This is a genomic window from Nocardia sp. Tas62D01 (genome assembly GCF_055232035.1).
In genome coordinates this window covers 8,932,426-8,946,804 of the sequence record NZ_JBUYUZ010000001.1, presented here as the reverse complement: position 1 = coordinate 8,946,804, position 14,379 = coordinate 8,932,426, and the positions used below count along the sequence as shown (strand labels likewise).

Genomic DNA, 14,379 nt, shown 5'->3' with positions numbered 1-14,379 from the left:
ATGCCCGGGGTGAGGCCGGCGTACCTGCCGGACCCTCACCCCGGCCCATCGCGCGGTCAGCCGCGCCAAGAACAGGAGAGTCGTCGTGGGCCGCTACATCCTGCACCGTGCGTTTCTGGCGGTGATCACCATCTTCGGAATCGCCCTCGTGATCTTCGTCGTCACCCAGTTACTACCCGGTGACGCCGCGCGAGCTCGAGCCGGCCAGTACGCCACCACGGAGCAGATCGCGGCGCTGCGAGTGAAGTTCGGTCTCGACAAGTCAATTCCGGTACAGCTCGGCGACTACATCCTCGGCCTGTTCCGCGGCGATCTGGGAACTTCCGCCCGGACGAGCCAACCGGTGCGCACGGAACTGCTGCAACGCCTGCCGGCCACTATCGAATTGAGCGTGGCTGCACTGCTCGTGGCGCTCGTGATCGGCGTCGTGGTCGGTACCGTATCGGCCCAGAAGCGAGGCACGGCATTCGACGGATTCCTTCGCGGGTTCACCGTCCTGACCTCCTCGACCGCGTCCTTCTGGATCGCCCTGCTCGCAATCGTCGCCCTCTGCAACAATCTCGGCTGGTTTCCGAGCCCGATCGGGCGGTTGCCGCGGGGATCCGGCACGCCGCCTGACATCACCGGCTCCTACGTACTGGACTCGCTGTTCAGCGGGAATATCTCGCTGGCACTGATCTCGCTGCGATCCCTCGCGTTGCCGGCATTGGTTCTCGGCCTCATCACGGCGCCGTCGATCATCAAGGTGGTTCGCGCGTCGACGATCCGGTCGCTGAACTCGGACTTCGCGCGGACCTCGCGGTCCTTCGGCTATTCCAGCACGTCCATCCTCTTCCGGGACGGTCTGCGCAACTCGCTGCTCCCGGTGCTCACCACGGTCGGCATCGTCGCCGGATACCTGCTCGGTGGCAACGTGATCATCGAGCAGTTGTTCTCATGGCCCGGCATCGGCCAGTACGCATACCAGGCACTGCAGCAACACGACCTGAATGCCCTGCGTGGATTCGCCTTGCTGGTCGGCGTGATCTACGTGCTGCTGAACACGGTGCTCGACATCCTCTACGCGCTCGCTGATCCGCGCGTACAACTCCAGGCGGCCTCATGACGATCCTCGGCCTCAGGGCCACTACAAGCCCGCGATCGGGACAGGTACGACGACTCTGGTCATTCAACGCCGGCAACGTCGGCTTCATCGTCGGCCTGGCGATCCTGCTGGCGATGTTCGTGCTCTCCCTAGTCGTGCCGATCACTCTCGGCTCGGGCACCGTGACCCATTCCGCCGACACCCTCCAGGCCCCGTCCGGTGCGCACGTCTTCGGCACCGACGAGTTCGGCCGGGACATCTTCGTCCGCTGCATGAACGCCGTGCGTATCGACCTGTCCCTCGCCCTCGTCGTCGCTCTGGTCGGGCTGGTGATCGGCAGCGTCGTCGGCTCGATCAGCGCGACCATCGGCGGCTGGTTCGACGTGGTGGTCATGCGACTGACCGACATGCTGATGGCGTTCCCGGCGTTCGTCCTCGCGCTCGTCATCACCGCATCGCTGGGCAACAGCGCACGGAACGCGGCGATCGGCGTCACCATCGCCTACATTCCCCAGTTCATCAGGCTGACCCGCGCGCAGGCCCTCGAGGTGCGCACCACGGACTTCGTCGCCGCGAGCCGGGTTAGTGGCACGAAGACCTTCCTCATCGCCGCCCAGCATGTGCTGCCCAACTCGTTCCGCGCGCCGATCGTCCAAGCTTCGCTGATCGCCGCATGGGCCGTTCTCGATATTGCCGGCCTGTCCTTCCTCGGAGTCGGGGTCCAACCACCCACTGCGGAGTGGGGCCAGATGATCGCCCTCGGCTCCGGCGATGTTCTGCTCGGTGCCTGGTGGACGGCGCTGTTCCCCGGCCTCATGATCGTCACGGCTGCGTCGGCATTCCAGCTGATCGGCGACCGATTCGAACGGATCATCCGATGACGGCGCTGGATCTATCCGGGCTGACCGTGCGGGGCCCGGCAGGCAACCTCATCCTCGACGACGTGGGCTTTCACGTCGCGCGCGGCGAGATCGTCGGTCTGGTCGGCGAATCAGGGTCAGGCAAGTCGATGACGTCGCTGTCACTGACCGGCCTACTGCCGCCCGCGATGACGCCGCTGGCGGGGCAGGCCAGCTTGAGCGGGACGAGTTTCATGGTCGGCGGCCGGGTGCCGCGGCGGCCCGAGATCTCGATTGTTTTCCAGAACGCCAAGGCCGCACTCAACCCGACGATGCGGATCGGCAAGCAGCTGGAACGCCTGCTCGAGTCGTTGGGGGCGCGGCGCGGTTCGGGCATGACTCCCGAGGTCGAGCGGTTGCTGCGCGAGGTCGGGATCAACGACGCCGAACGAGTGCGCAAGGCATATCCGCACCAGCTCTCCGGCGGCATGAACCAGCGCGTCATGATTGCGATGGCACTGGCCGCGAAACCCGCCGTGCTCATCGCCGACGAGCCGACAACCGGCCTCGACGTGACGGTTCAGGCGCAGATCCTGCAACTGCTCCGGACGACCACGGCCGATTCTGACCGTGGCGTACTGCTGATAACCCACGACCTCGGGGTCGTCGCGCAGATGTGCTCGCGCGTGATCGTCATGTACCAAGGCAGGATCGTCGAATCCGGGCTGGTGGACGACATCTTCCACAATGCGCGCGAGGCCTATACCCGCGAGCTCGTGGCGTCGGCAACGTCGGGCGCGGTTGCGCCGGTGCTATCGGAGGTGGAGGGATGAGGACACTCACCCTGACGGACGTGACGGTGACCTATTCAGGGCGGACCAAGGTCCATGCCGTGCGAGGCGTCTCCCTGTCGGTCAGTGAAGGCGAGACCGTGGCCATTGTCGGCGAGTCGGGGAGCGGCAAGTCGTCCACCGCCCGCGTCGTCGCCGGGCTGCAGCAGGTGACCAGCGGTTCGGTCGCGTGGAGCGGCAGCGCCGACACTGCCGCGCATCCGGTGGGGATCGCCCCGGCCGAACCCGGTGCGACCGTGCCGCGCGTGCAGATGGTCTTCCAGCATCCCGAGCAGTCGCTCGACCCTATGTGGAAGGTGAAGAAGTCCTTGGCAGAGCCGCTCGTCCGGCTCGGCGGACATTCCAGGAATGCCATACGCGAGCTCAGCGTCACGCTGCTCGAAAACGTTGGCCTATCGGCAGAGTTCCTCGAGCGGCATCCGCGTGATCTTTCCGGCGGCCAGGCACAGCGCGTCGCGATCGCGCGTGCGCTGATCGCGTCCCCGCACATCGTGGTGCTGGACGAGCCGACGGCGAGCCTCGACCAGACGGTGCGTTCGCGGCTGCTGGGCACGCTCGGTGAACTGCAGGCCGAGACCGGCGTCGGCTACCTGATGATCAGCCACGACATGTCGAGCGTCCGGCGACTTGCGTCGCGGGTGCTGGTTATGTACCGCGGCCGGGTCGTCGAGGAGGGCAGTACTGACGAGGTCATGTCGTCTCCGGTTCATCCCTATACCCAGGCGCTGATCGACGCGGTGCCACCGACCGACCCACGCGTGGCGTGGCATCCGAAGGCATGGAGCAATTCCTCTGGCGCGACCGAGCCGGCGGATCCTCCGTGTCCCGCGGGTTCCTCCTGCGATGAGCACAGGCCCGGTCTGAACGAGGTGTCGGCCGGTCATTGGGTCGCCTGCACTGCGCGCGGCGCGACATTGGAGGACGCATGACATCGACTCACGTGCCATCCGACATCGAAGCCCTCACCAGCGACCTACCGGCACTGCGCCGGCGACTGCATCAGGTGCCCGAAGTTGGGCTACACCTTCCACTGACCCAGCGGATAGTGCTCGATGAACTCGCCGGGCTGCCGGTCGAGATCGTCCTGGGCACATCGCTCACCTCGGTGGCAGTCGTGATCAGGGGAAGCAAGCCCGGGCCGACGGTGCTACTCAGGTCCGACATGGACGCGTTGCAGGTCGACGAGCGCTCGGAGGTGGACTTCTCCTCGACCAACGGGGCGATGCACGCGTGCGGGCACGACCTGCACATGGCGGCACTGGTGGGCGCCATCCGCCTGCTGTGCGCGCGCACCGACGAGTTCAGTGGGACGGTCCTCGCTGTATTCCAGCCCGGGGAGGAGGGGTACGGCGGCGCGGCGGCGATGATCGCCGAAGGCGTCCTCGACCTCACAGGTGAGCGGCCCGTCGCGTCCTACGGGATCCACGTCTTCTCGTACTTGCCATCAGGTGAGTTCGCCTGCCGGCCGGGCACCGTGATGGCAGCGACGATGAACTTCGATGTCGAGTTGATCGGCGTGGGCGGTCATGCTGCCAGGCCCCACGCCGCACGCAACCCGATCATCACGGGGGCACTGATCGTGCAGGCAATCCAGAGCTACGTCACGCAGGAGACCACGTCCGACGCGCCGATCGTGGCCACTGTCGGCGCATTCGAGGGCGGGACGGCAGCCAACGTCATCCCCGAGCGTGCGGTGCTTCGGATCAGCCTGCGCGCGCTCAGCGTCGCGGGCATCGAGCAGATCTACGCCGACCTGGTCGCGCTCATTCAGTCGATGGCCGGTGCGTACGGGCTCAGCACCTCATTCGAGCCGGGTCCGCTCATGATCCCCACGGTATCGAGAGCGGAGGACAACGAACTGGTGCGAGACGTCATCCACACACAGTTCGGATCGACGCGCTACCGGGAACTCGTGCTGCCCGAGATGGTCGCGGAGGACTTCTCGCACTTCCTTGAGGCGACCGGAGGCGCCTTCGCGTTCCTCGGCGCCGCGGCACCAGGAGCCGACGTCGCTGACATTGCGGGCAACCATTCGCCGCAGGCGCGGTTCGACGACGGGATCCTCTATGACGCGGCAGTGTTTCTCACTGAACTCGCCCTCCGGCGGTTACGGTACGAATCCGAGAGCCAGAGTCGCTGTCGTCCAATAACCGCCACATGCGTCGAGTGACGCACAGCTGAAAGGCAACTCACTGAACACGAATTCTCTCGAACCGGACTCGAAAGCGTCGGAGATGCTTCCAGCAATCGTGTCGATTCTGCGCGAGAGAGGGCCGGAGGGGTTCCTGCTCGGCACCATCGCAGAGCAGCTGGGCACATCCAGCAGAATGCTGATCTACCACTTCGGCAGCAGAGACGAGTTGCTCGGTCACGCAATGAAAGTCGTGCGCGAACAGACCATCGAGCACCTCGACAACCCCGCACCGACCACGCTGCTGCAGGCGGTGGACAAGTGGTGGGACTACTACATGATCAACCTGTCGGACATGCAGTTGTTCTTCCATCTGGCTTCCCGGCGGTTCGACGAGCCGAGCCGGTTCACCGAGTTCGCGAGCAGCGCAGTCAACAGCTGGGTCGACTATTTCGCGAAGAGCATCGAGACCGAAGGACACAGCCCGAAATTCGCGCGAGTCCTAGGCCGTCTCACCATCGCCGCCCTGCGAGGCCTAATCGTCGATCTCCTGATCACCGGCGACAGGGACCATGTCGAGTCGTCGCTCGAGGAATTCCGTTCGCTGCTCGTCACGGAGTTGCGGAACTGACGCAGTTTCGGGAGGTAGAAGGGGCAGCGGGCGCATGCCAGTCGGTGGGGGCATTTGGCGAAGAAGTCATAGGTGCAGTAGCCCTCGCCTAGGTACGTCCAGCAGATGCCTGCCCCGGTCGTCGCCGACGCCCTCGGCTATCACCACATCACGACCACCAAGCTCGCCACCGAAGCGACGGTCACCTGGGGCCGCTACGTCGCGGCACCCCGATTCCGCTCCCCCGCGTGACGACGCCGGGGAGGGCCTGCAGGACCGTGCTGGTCTGCTGGTGCTGGATGCTGGCGAGCAGGCGCCGCCGGTCGTGGTCGTTGTCGGCGGCACCGCAGCCGGTGACGAGGTCGATGGCCATCTGCGTGATATCGATGGCGTACTCCAGAATTCGAGGGCGTCACGCACGTCGTCCGGGGGCAGGTGCTGGCGGGGCTGATCTTGCTCCTGGTCGGCGTAATCCAGGCAGCGTTGCAGGAGGTCGGGTTTCGCGTCGACATTGACTCTGCTGCCTAATTTGCTGGTTAGCCCAGTACTGGCAGATTCCGTCGGCGCCGATCGCCCGGAGCCCGTAGTTGCCGAATACTTCGATGAGTTCACTGAATGTTCGGCGGTGGTGAAATCGTTGGTTGCCGTGCTGTCGTGTATCGGTAAGGTCTTCGGTGATCATCAGCCGCACGTGTGGAAGCAGGGTGCCGAGGGATTCTTCGATGTCGGTGATGTGGTCGATGGTGTCGATGATCTGTACCAGACCGGCTCGCCGCTGGCCCGGTCCACTCGAACCCGTCGCGAGGGAAGTCGACCCACGACATCACCGGGCTACCGGGCTTTATCCGGACTAGCTAACCCGGTACTGCGCCGCACCACCAGGAAGCCGAGACGCGCCCGTCAAGCGGAGCCTAGCCGAAGCTGTCGCTTGAGGACATCGGCTGTCTGGACCGACGAACCGACACTGGAATTCACCGCAACCAGTAGGGCTTCACCTCCGACGGATCGGCTAGGGGGCCTGCCGGAATACGCCAGAAACCGCCCTGCCAGGACCGGCCTGTCTGGGCGCACCAGCGCAGGAACAACGCGATCGAGTGCGCGTACGCCTTCGTCGTGGACTCCGCCCCGTCACGCCCGAACCGCTGGTGACGCAGATACCCATCGGCGACACCCACTACCTGCAGATCATCATCCAGCACCGTCCAATACCGTTGCCCGGAAGGCAAATTCACCGGAATGCTCGCATGGCCTCTCGCTTTCACCTCGACAGTCGGAAACGACTACCAGCCACGAGCACCACGCCCCCGGAGAAACACCGCACCACCCGAACGATCACCCGGATCGGGCGACATCATGTGACATGTCACTGACCCTCGGAGAAAGGCTGGGGCGCAACGAGGCTCGGAACCCGGCGAGAATCCGAGAACGGACGAAAACGGACCGGCACAAGGTAGCCCGGCAACCGGTCCAAGGGGGTTAATGGAAAGAGCGGGCCCGCAAAAGAATCCGGGTGATCACCCGGTTCCGCTTCGACAAGGAGGCAGCATCATGCCTATTTCTCCCAACCAGGGGTCGACCGGAGGCGGGACCACCGTCACGATCACCGGCACGAACCTCGGCGGCGCCACCGCGGTGCACTTCGGTTCCAAGTCGGCGACTATCACCGCTGATACGCCTACATCGGTCACGGCTGTCTCGCCGTCCGGGGCGGGTGCGGTCGCGGTGACCGTGACCACTGCGGGAGGGATCAGCAACCCGCTGTCGTTCTTCTATGTCGGGGCACCGTTCAAGGCCACCCTGTCCCCGGTGTCCGGTGTCACCGCGGGCGGTAGCACGGTCACCATCACCGGGACCGGACTGTCCACCGCCACGGCGGTGAACTTCGGTGCCGCGTCCGCGACCCCGACTGTGGTCAACGACAGCCAGTTGACCGTGGTCGTGCCGGCGGGTACGGCGGCCGGGTCGGTGGGTGTCAGTGTTACCACCGCGGGCGGCACCAACAACGGCCTGTCCTACACCTACGTCGATGCGCCGACCATCGCCACCCCGTCCCCGGCCGCCGGTCCGGCGTCCGGTGGCACTGCGGTGACCATCCCCGGCACCAGTCTGACGACTACCCAGTCGGTCACGTTCGGCGGTGTCGCGGCGCCGTTCTCGGTCCTCTCCGACACGTCGATCTCCGCGGTCACCCCGCCGGGAACCGCTGGCGCGGTCGACATCGTGGTCACCACCAGCGGGGGCAGCGTCACCGAGGCCGGCGCCTTCACCTATGTCGCTGGACCTGGTATCTGACCGGTCGTCGGGGCCGGCGACGCCGGCCACCAGATGACGCCCCACCCGGCCCCGGGCAGGCAAGCTCCTTGCTCCCCTGCCCGGGCCCGCATCCCCGTCAGCACCGCACTCTGCCCCTGCCAAACACCTTGCCCACGGTCGGACCGGGGCTGTGGCCCGCTCTCGAAGGAGCATGTTCGTGGCCCCTACCATCACTTCCCTGTCCCCGACCTCGGGGCCTGCTGCGGGGAACAACAATGTCACAGTCACCGGCACCGGGTTCACCAATGTGACCACCGTGCGGTTCGGCACGGTGGCAACAACTTTCACGGTCGACTCCACCACGCAGATCACGGCCATCGCCCCTCCCGGGGCCGGTACGGTGCAGGTCACCGTCATCACCGCGGCTGGTACGAGCAACGGGGTCTCCTACACCTATGCCGGGGTGCCTTCGGTGAGCGGTGTGAGTCCCAACCAAGGACCCACCTCGGGCGCGAACACCGTCACCCTCACCGGCGCCAACCTCACCGGCGCCACCGCGGTGACCTTCGGCGCCACCGCGGCGGCCTCGTTCACCGTGAACTCCAGCACGCAGATCACGGCCGTCGCCCCTGCCGGGGCCGGCACGGTGCAGGTCACCGCCACCACCCCGGGCGGGACCAGCAACGGCGTCTCCTACACCTACATCCCCGCCCCCGCCCTCACCTCGGTCGGCCCCAGTTCAGAACCGGCAGCCGGGGGCACCACGGTCACCCTCACCGGCACCAACCTCACCGGCGCAAACGCGGTCACCTTCGGTGCCAACGCCGCGACCTCGTTCACCGTCAACTCCAGCACGCAGGTCACGGCCGTCGCCTCTGCCGGGGCCGGCACGGTGCAGGTCACCGCCACCACCCCGGGCGGGACCAGCAACGGCGTCTCCTACACCTACGTCGCGGTCCCTGCCCTGACCTCGGTCAGTCCGAGCTCGGGTCCCGCGGCCGGGGGCACCACGGTCACCCTCACCGGTACGGGCCTGTCCACCGCTACCGCGGTCCGGTTCGGCACTACGGCCGTCTCGTTCACTGTCGTGTCGGCCACGCAGATCACCGCCACCGCCCCACCAGGGGCCGGTACGGTGCAGGTCACCGCCACCACCCCTGGCGGCACCAGCAACGGAGTCCCCTACACCTACGCCGCGGTGCCTTCGCTGAGCGGTGTGAGTCCCAACCAAGGACCCACCTCGGGCTCGAACACCGTCACCCTCACCGGCGCCAACCTCACCGGCGCCACCGCGGTCACCTTCGGCGCCACCGCAGCCACCTCATTCACCATCGTCTCGGCCACACAGATCACCGCCGTGGTCCCCCCGGGTATCGCCGGGGCTGTGAATGTCACCGTCGCCACCGCGGGCGGCACCAGCACCCTGGCCAGCTCCTACTTCTACCTCAGCGTTCCCGCCCTCACCGGCGTCGCCCCCGGCTCGGGTCCGCTCGCGGGCGGGAACACCGTCACCGTCACCGGCGCGCACCTGCTCGCGGCCACCACGGTACGGTTCGGTGCCACCGCCGCCGGCGTATTCACGGTGGTCTCCGACGCCCAGATCACCGTCACAGCCCCTCCAGGAGCCGCCGGGACGGTCGCTGTCACCGTCACCACCCCGGGCGGGACCAGCAACGGAGTCTCCTACACCTACCTGATGGCACCGACCATCACAGGTCTGAGCCCGAACCAGGGACCCTCCTCCGGTGGCAACACCGTCACCGTGACCGGCAACAACCTCGCCCAAACCTCCACCGTGCTGTTCGGCACCACGCCCGCAGCGTTCACCGTCGTCTCCGACAGCCAGATCGTCGCCGACACCCCTCCCGGAGCCGCCGGACCGACCAATGTCACCGTCGCCACCCCCGGTGGCACCAGCACAGCGGCGATCTACACCCGCGTCCCCCCACCCACCATCTGATCCGACCATGTGACCAGCCAACTTCTGCTGTCGATCTCGGAACTCGAATGAGGAGAGAGCGATATGGAGGCGGAGCCGAAGTCAGCACCCCGACGCCCCGCATCAGATGTCCCCTCGAATCGGCGCGTGCCGCCTTCACTATCGCCGATAAACTCAACGAGATCGCCTTGCCCTGGGCTACGCGGTCCTCACGACACGACACATCCACGGAACAACGCACTCCACGCTATACACGGTTCGCCAACTCGGCGGCAACAACGTCGACGTCACCAGTGATCCCGAGAACGTTCAGCAGTACTTGACCGGCGGATCTGTCGGTTGGTGTGCGGATGATTGCCGAGCATGGAGCGCTCATATCGACAGGGCGGGCTACTGATCCCCGCACCCAGTAACACTCGGCGACGACGTGAACGTCGAATGCGGCCATTCTCACGTGACCGGGGATGGCTCGGCTGTATCGGTGCCGTATGGGAATCACTCGTCGGATTTGCTCGGCTGTGCGCCGGGTCCCGGCTGGAGACCGGGCGGTTGTGTCGGAGATGTCGTCGGCGTCACCTGCGTAAGCCGGGTGATCGCGATCGCGGCATTGTGGATCGCGTCGATCACAGGTGCGGTATCGCGGGTCGCGGTAATTCCCTCGAGGAGCAGTTCGTCCCTCATGTGCCGGATGAGGGCGGTTTTGGCGATGCCGAGGACCGCGAGCAGGACCGACAGGCCGACAGCGACACCGTGGTACTGCGCGGGCGCGAGACTGATCAGCGCGATGATCGCGGTTGTGGTGGTGATCATTTCGCCTACCCCGGTGACGGCGGCCTTGTAGTAGGGGGTGATCCGGATCATTACGCACCCACTTTCGCGACGAGCCGGTTGACAAGGGTGATGAGGGTCGCGTTCTGGCTCTGCAGGGCGGATAAGGCTCCTTCGGCGCGGGCGACGCGGCCGTCCAGCCATGACAGCAGTTGCCATACCGGCATCGGCACGTTCGGGCCGTTGCTGCCGTCGGGCGCCACCAACTGGCCCTGGGCGTTGTATTGGGTTGGGACCGTGGCGTTGAGCCAGTCGGGCGGCAGCGTGTTGGGCATGGTGTCCTCTTTGGGTTCGGTCACCGACCATTGGCCGTAGTCGCTGACGGTGGCTTCGTTGATGTCGCATTGGACGCCGTCGACGGTTTCGTAGCCCAGGCTGTTGCGCTGGATGATCCGCGCTCGCGGGTCGAGGTTGCCGCCCGACCATGCCTCGGTCTGCCAGCCCCATTTCGCGACACCGGCATCGAGGGCGCGCGACAACGGCCAATAGCCTGCGTAGATGCCGGTGTGCGCGACGCCGATCACGGACCCGGCACCGGTGAGGTAGGCGTTGATGGTGTCCTGTTGTTCCGGGGTCGCGTCGAAATCGACCGAGAAGTAGATGGGTCGGCTCGGTGATCCGCCGCAGGCGATCACTCGAGCGAGGGCGGCTTCCGCGTCGGTGATGCCCCGGGGGTAGCCGCCGAGTGCGGCGTCGGCGGTGGTTTCCCAGTTGGAGACGATGTCGATGCCGTTGGCACGCAATGCGGCGGCCTCGGCGGGCAGCAGCAGCTTGCCTGGGAGATTCGGGCCCCCGTCGGTCAGATAGCGGCAGACAAAGCTGTATCCGGCCGCGGCGATGGCGGCGGGGTTGGGGCGGCCCCCCGCGTAATCAAGACCTCTGGGCATGAGCGTCCTCCAATGACGTCGGTGTAGCCGCCCGCCGGCAACAGCAGGCCCCCGTCGATGGGTTCCCACATTGGTGGGCCGTACGGCCTTGACTGTGGGATATCGTTCCTGTGCACTTTGGGGTGCCAACTCTTGTGGTGGGGGTGGCCCGGGCAGGGGAGCAAGGAGCTTGCCTGCCCGGGGCCGGGTGGGGCGTCATCTGGTGGCCGGCGTCGCCGGCCCCGACGACCGGTCAGATACCAGGTCCAGCGACATAGGTGAAGGCGCCGGCCTCGGTGACGCTGCCCCCGCTGGTGGTGACCACGATGTCGACCGCGCCAGCGGTTCCCGGCGGGGTGACCGCGGAGATCGACGTGTCGGAGAGGACCGAGAACGGCGCCGCGACACCGCCGAACGTGACCGACTGGGTAGTCGTCAGACTGGTGCCGGGGATGGTCACCGCAGTGCCACCGGACGCCGGACCGGCGGCCGGGGACGGGGTGGCGATGGTCGGCGCATCGACGTAGGTGTAGGACAGGCCGTTGTTGGTGCCGCCCGCGGTGGTAACACTGACACCCACCGACCCGGCCGCCGTACCCGCCGGCACGACCACGGTCAACTGGCTGTCGTTGACCACAGTCGGGGTCGCGGACGCGGCACCGAAGTTCACCGCCGTGGCGGTGGACAGTCCGGTCCCGGTGATGGTGACCGTGCTACCGCCCGCGGTGACACCGGACACCGGGGACAGGGTGGCCTTGAACGGTGCCCCGACATAGAAGAACGACAGCGGGTTGCTGATCCCTCCCGCAGTGGTCACGGTCACCGCGACCGCACCCGCCCCGGACGGCGAGACAGCCGTGACCGATGTAGGCGTATCAGCGGTGATAGTCGCCGACTTGGAACCGAAGTGCACCGCGGTGGCGCCGCCGAGGTTCGTGCCGGTGATCGTGACGGTGGTCCCGCCTCCGGTCGACCCCTGGTTGGGAGAAATAGGCATGATGCTGCCTCCTTGTCGAAGCGGAACCGGGTGATCACCCGGATTCTTTTGCGGGCCCGCTCTTTCCATTAACCCCCTTGGACCGGTTGCCGGGCTACCTTGTGCCGGTCCGTTTTCGTCCGTTCTCGGATTCTCGCCGGGTTCCGAGCCTCGTTGCGCCCCAGCCTTTCTCCGAGGGTCAGTGACATGTCACATGATGTCGCCCGGTCCGGGTGATCGTTCGGGTGGTGCGGTGTTTCTCCGGGGGCGTGGTGCTCGTGGCTGGTAGTCGTTTCCGACTGTCGAGGTGAAAGCGAGAGGCCATGCGAGCATTCCGGTGAATTTGCCTTCCGGGCAACGGTATTGGACGGTGCTGGATGATGATCTGCAGGTAGTGGGTGTCGCCGATGGGTATCTGCGTCACCAGCGGTTCGGGCGTGACGGGGCGGAGTCCACGACGAAGGCGTACGCGCACTCGATCGGGCGTTGTCAACTTGTTCGGGGTGTGGCGGGGTGGTGCAGTGTCAGGGAGTGGTGGTGCCGGGGTTGGTCGGTCAGGCCGCGGTGGGCAGGCCGGCGATCTCGTTCCAGGCGGTGAAACGGTTGGCCATCTCGGCTCGGTACTCGGCGGCGGGCATCAAGTGGCGTCGGGGTCGGAAGTGCGGGGAGATCACGCTGAAGTCGGCGAGGAATTGCTGCGCTGCGCCGGGTGAGCGGAAGCCCTTCATAGCGCGTTCGCGCTGGCGGGTCGGTTGATGGGAGTTCTCGGCCCGGTTGTTGAGGTACTTCGCGCTCCGGTGCTCGACCGAGGGCATCAGCTCACGGTGGGCGACGCCGTAGGAGCGGAGCTTGTCGGTGACCAGTACCCGCGGGGTGCGGCAGTGCTTCTTGATCAGCTTGGCCATGAACCGCTTGTCGGCCTTCGCATCACGCTGGGACTGCACCAAGATGTCCAGCACGTTCCCGTGCTGGTCGACCGCCCGCCACAGGTACTGCCACTCGCCGTTGATCTTGATGTAGATCTCGTCCAGGTGCCACTTGTCACCGGCCTGCGGCCGGCGGCGACGCAGGCCAGCCGCGTACTGGGGGCCGAACCTGGCGCACCACTGCCGGATGGTCTCGTGGGAGACGATCACACCGCGGGCCAGCACCAGCTCCTCGACCTCACGGAAGCTGAGCGGGAAGCGGTGGTACAGCCACACACAGTGCGCGATGATCTCCGCCGGGTACCGGAACCCTTTGTACGACAGCGACACCGCGTCCACGAACAGCCCTCTCCCACAACGACCCACAACCACCCCGACGATCATCTCACAGCGATCCATCAGCCAAGTTGACAGTGCCAGTGAGACAATAGGATTCGAGACCAACAAACGCGCTCTGGACGGGCGCCAACCTATGCCATCCTGTCCTAGCGCAAATTGACTGTCCGGCGGGCGGATTCAGGTCGAGGCATGGGGGCTCGGATCGATTGATGCGTCCCGATGGATGGGGAGCGTCTTGTGGTAGGCGTGGTTGCCGGGCTTGTCTTTGTAGATGCCGAATCCGGCGGTGCGTTGGTAGTGGCATGCCTCGTAGAGGGCGTGGGCGTCGGCTTGCTTGCTGCCGGTGTCGAGGATGACCGCGTGGTATCCGGCGGTCTGGGCGTCGGTTTCCAGTCGAGTGAGGACCTGGCGTGCGATCCCTCGGCGGCGTGCGTGGGGTTCGACGTACATGCGTTTGACCTCGGCGGTGGTGCCGGTCGGGTCCTCGCGGTGGCGTCGGAAGCCGCCGCATCCGATCGGGATGCCGTCGAGGTAGGCGACGACGAAGTGTCCTCGGTGTTGTGGTGAGAATTCGTCGGGGGAGAGTGGGGACTGATCCGCGTGGCCGTACAGCGCTTCGTTGGTGCGGTTGGCCGCCTCGATCATCGTGGTGGCGGCGGGGGAGTCGTACGGCTCGGCGTGCAGTTCCGCCATCGCGGTGGCCGGTGAAGAATCGTGCATGTAAGCCAGTTTGACTG

The 14,379-nt window shown here is 66.2% G+C and carries 15 protein-coding genes; 9 read left to right on the top strand and 6 right to left on the bottom strand.

The annotated features are described in order from the left end of the window. Window positions 1-85 precede the first annotated feature (85 nt). The 7 genes from ACV7NQ_RS43560 to ACV7NQ_RS43530 all read left to right on the top strand — a co-directional run bounded on the left by ACV7NQ_RS43560 (window position 86) and on the right by ACV7NQ_RS43530 (window position 5,767). Window positions 86-1,105 (top strand): ABC transporter permease, encoded by a 1,020-nt coding sequence (locus ACV7NQ_RS43560; RefSeq protein WP_463364825.1) that lies wholly within the window; start codon window positions 86-88, stop codon window positions 1,103-1,105. Then, window positions 1,102-1,965: an ABC transporter permease gene (locus tag ACV7NQ_RS43555; protein ID WP_463364824.1), complete on the top strand. Its 864-nt coding sequence runs from the start codon at window positions 1,102-1,104 to the stop codon at window positions 1,963-1,965. The genes ACV7NQ_RS43560 and ACV7NQ_RS43555 overlap by 4 nt, the downstream gene beginning before the upstream one ends. Beyond that, entirely contained in the window at window positions 1,962-2,756 is a 795-nt protein-coding gene (locus tag ACV7NQ_RS43550) for an ABC transporter ATP-binding protein (protein ID WP_463364823.1), read from the top strand. Before ACV7NQ_RS43555 ends, ACV7NQ_RS43550 begins: the two co-directional genes overlap by 4 nt. Then, on the top strand, window positions 2,753-3,703 hold the full coding sequence (locus ACV7NQ_RS43545) for an ABC transporter ATP-binding protein (protein ID WP_463364822.1): 951 nt from the start codon (window positions 2,753-2,755) through the stop codon (window positions 3,701-3,703). Before ACV7NQ_RS43550 ends, ACV7NQ_RS43545 begins: the two co-directional genes overlap by 4 nt. Then, a complete protein-coding gene (locus ACV7NQ_RS43540; RefSeq protein ID WP_463364821.1) occupies window positions 3,700-4,944 on the top strand; it encodes a M20 metallopeptidase family protein in 1,245 nt (414 codons plus the stop codon). Before ACV7NQ_RS43545 ends, ACV7NQ_RS43540 begins: the two co-directional genes overlap by 4 nt. A 64-nt stretch (window positions 4,945-5,008) precedes the next feature. Then, on the top strand, window positions 5,009-5,536 hold the full coding sequence (locus tag ACV7NQ_RS43535) for a TetR/AcrR family transcriptional regulator (protein WP_463364820.1): 528 nt from the start codon (window positions 5,009-5,011) through the stop codon (window positions 5,534-5,536). A 105-nt stretch (window positions 5,537-5,641) separates the two neighbouring features. Next, a complete protein-coding gene (locus ACV7NQ_RS43530) occupies window positions 5,642-5,767 on the top strand; it encodes a hypothetical protein (protein ID WP_463364819.1) in 126 nt (41 codons plus the stop codon). A gap of 719 nt (window positions 5,768-6,486) precedes the next feature. Here the strand turns inward: ACV7NQ_RS43530 and ACV7NQ_RS43525 are convergent. Beyond that, entirely contained in the window at window positions 6,487-6,747 is a 261-nt protein-coding gene (locus ACV7NQ_RS43525) for a hypothetical protein (RefSeq protein ID WP_463364818.1), read from the bottom strand. Window positions 6,748-7,063: 316 nt separating this feature from the next. Between ACV7NQ_RS43525 and ACV7NQ_RS43520 the strand changes: the two genes are divergently transcribed. Further along, window positions 7,064-7,807 (top strand): IPT/TIG domain-containing protein, encoded by a 744-nt coding sequence (locus ACV7NQ_RS43520; RefSeq protein WP_463364815.1) that lies wholly within the window; start codon window positions 7,064-7,066, stop codon window positions 7,805-7,807. 178 nt (window positions 7,808-7,985) lie between these two features. Beyond that, window positions 7,986-9,728: a beta strand repeat-containing protein gene (locus ACV7NQ_RS43515; protein ID WP_463364817.1), complete on the top strand. Its 1,743-nt coding sequence runs from the start codon at window positions 7,986-7,988 to the stop codon at window positions 9,726-9,728. 474 nt (window positions 9,729-10,202) lie between these two features. On the opposite strand, the gene ACV7NQ_RS43510 is transcribed toward ACV7NQ_RS43515, so the two are convergent. From ACV7NQ_RS43510 to ACV7NQ_RS43490, 5 genes are all read right to left on the bottom strand, one after another. After that, window positions 10,203-10,568: a hypothetical protein gene (locus ACV7NQ_RS43510; protein ID WP_463364816.1), complete on the bottom strand. Its 366-nt coding sequence runs from the start codon at window positions 10,566-10,568 to the stop codon at window positions 10,203-10,205. Further along, window positions 10,568-11,422, bottom strand: a complete 855-nt coding sequence (locus tag ACV7NQ_RS43505; protein ID WP_463364200.1) for a glycoside hydrolase domain-containing protein — start codon at window positions 11,420-11,422, stop codon at window positions 10,568-10,570. Before ACV7NQ_RS43505 ends, ACV7NQ_RS43510 begins: the two co-directional genes overlap by 1 nt. Before the next feature lie 232 nt (window positions 11,423-11,654). Then, the gene (locus tag ACV7NQ_RS43500) at window positions 11,655-12,398 is read right to left on the bottom strand and encodes an IPT/TIG domain-containing protein (protein ID WP_463364815.1); all 744 of its coding nucleotides are present in this window, start codon (window positions 12,396-12,398) and stop codon (window positions 11,655-11,657) included. 533 nt (window positions 12,399-12,931) lie between these two features. Next, the gene (locus ACV7NQ_RS43495; protein WP_463366037.1) at window positions 12,932-13,642 is read right to left on the bottom strand and encodes an IS6 family transposase; all 711 of its coding nucleotides are present in this window, start codon (window positions 13,640-13,642) and stop codon (window positions 12,932-12,934) included. 177 nt (window positions 13,643-13,819) lie between these two features. Further along, complete coding sequence (locus ACV7NQ_RS43490; protein ID WP_463364814.1) at window positions 13,820-14,362, bottom strand: GNAT family N-acetyltransferase; 543 nt, start codon at window positions 14,360-14,362, stop codon at window positions 13,820-13,822. Window positions 14,363-14,379: the final 17 nt, after the last annotated feature.

Bases quoted from the DNA above. Each gene is read 5' to 3' on its own strand.
- ACV7NQ_RS43555 (WP_463364824.1), top strand. From the start codon at position 1,102: ATGACGATCCTCGGCCTCAGGGCCACTACAAGCCCGCGATCGGGACAG.
- ACV7NQ_RS43550 (WP_463364823.1), top strand. From the start codon at position 1,962: ATGACGGCGCTGGATCTATCCGGGCTGACCGTGCGGGGCCCGGCAGGC.
- ACV7NQ_RS43545 (WP_463364822.1), top strand. From the start codon at position 2,753: ATGAGGACACTCACCCTGACGGACGTGACGGTGACCTATTCAGGGCGG.
- ACV7NQ_RS43540 (WP_463364821.1), top strand. From the start codon at position 3,700: ATGACATCGACTCACGTGCCATCCGACATCGAAGCCCTCACCAGCGAC.
- ACV7NQ_RS43535 (WP_463364820.1), top strand. From the start codon at position 5,009: ATGCTTCCAGCAATCGTGTCGATTCTGCGCGAGAGAGGGCCGGAGGGG.
- ACV7NQ_RS43530 (WP_463364819.1), top strand. From the start codon at position 5,642: ATGCCTGCCCCGGTCGTCGCCGACGCCCTCGGCTATCACCACATCACG.
- ACV7NQ_RS43520 (WP_463364815.1), top strand. From the start codon at position 7,064: ATGCCTATTTCTCCCAACCAGGGGTCGACCGGAGGCGGGACCACCGTC.
- ACV7NQ_RS43510 (WP_463364816.1), bottom strand. From the start codon at position 10,568: ATGATCCGGATCACCCCCTACTACAAGGCCGCCGTCACCGGGGTAGGC.
- ACV7NQ_RS43505 (WP_463364200.1), bottom strand. From the start codon at position 11,422: ATGCCCAGAGGTCTTGATTACGCGGGGGGCCGCCCCAACCCCGCCGCC.
- ACV7NQ_RS43500 (WP_463364815.1), bottom strand. From the start codon at position 12,398: ATGCCTATTTCTCCCAACCAGGGGTCGACCGGAGGCGGGACCACCGTC.
- ACV7NQ_RS43490 (WP_463364814.1), bottom strand. From the start codon at position 14,362: ATGCACGATTCTTCACCGGCCACCGCGATGGCGGAACTGCACGCCGAG.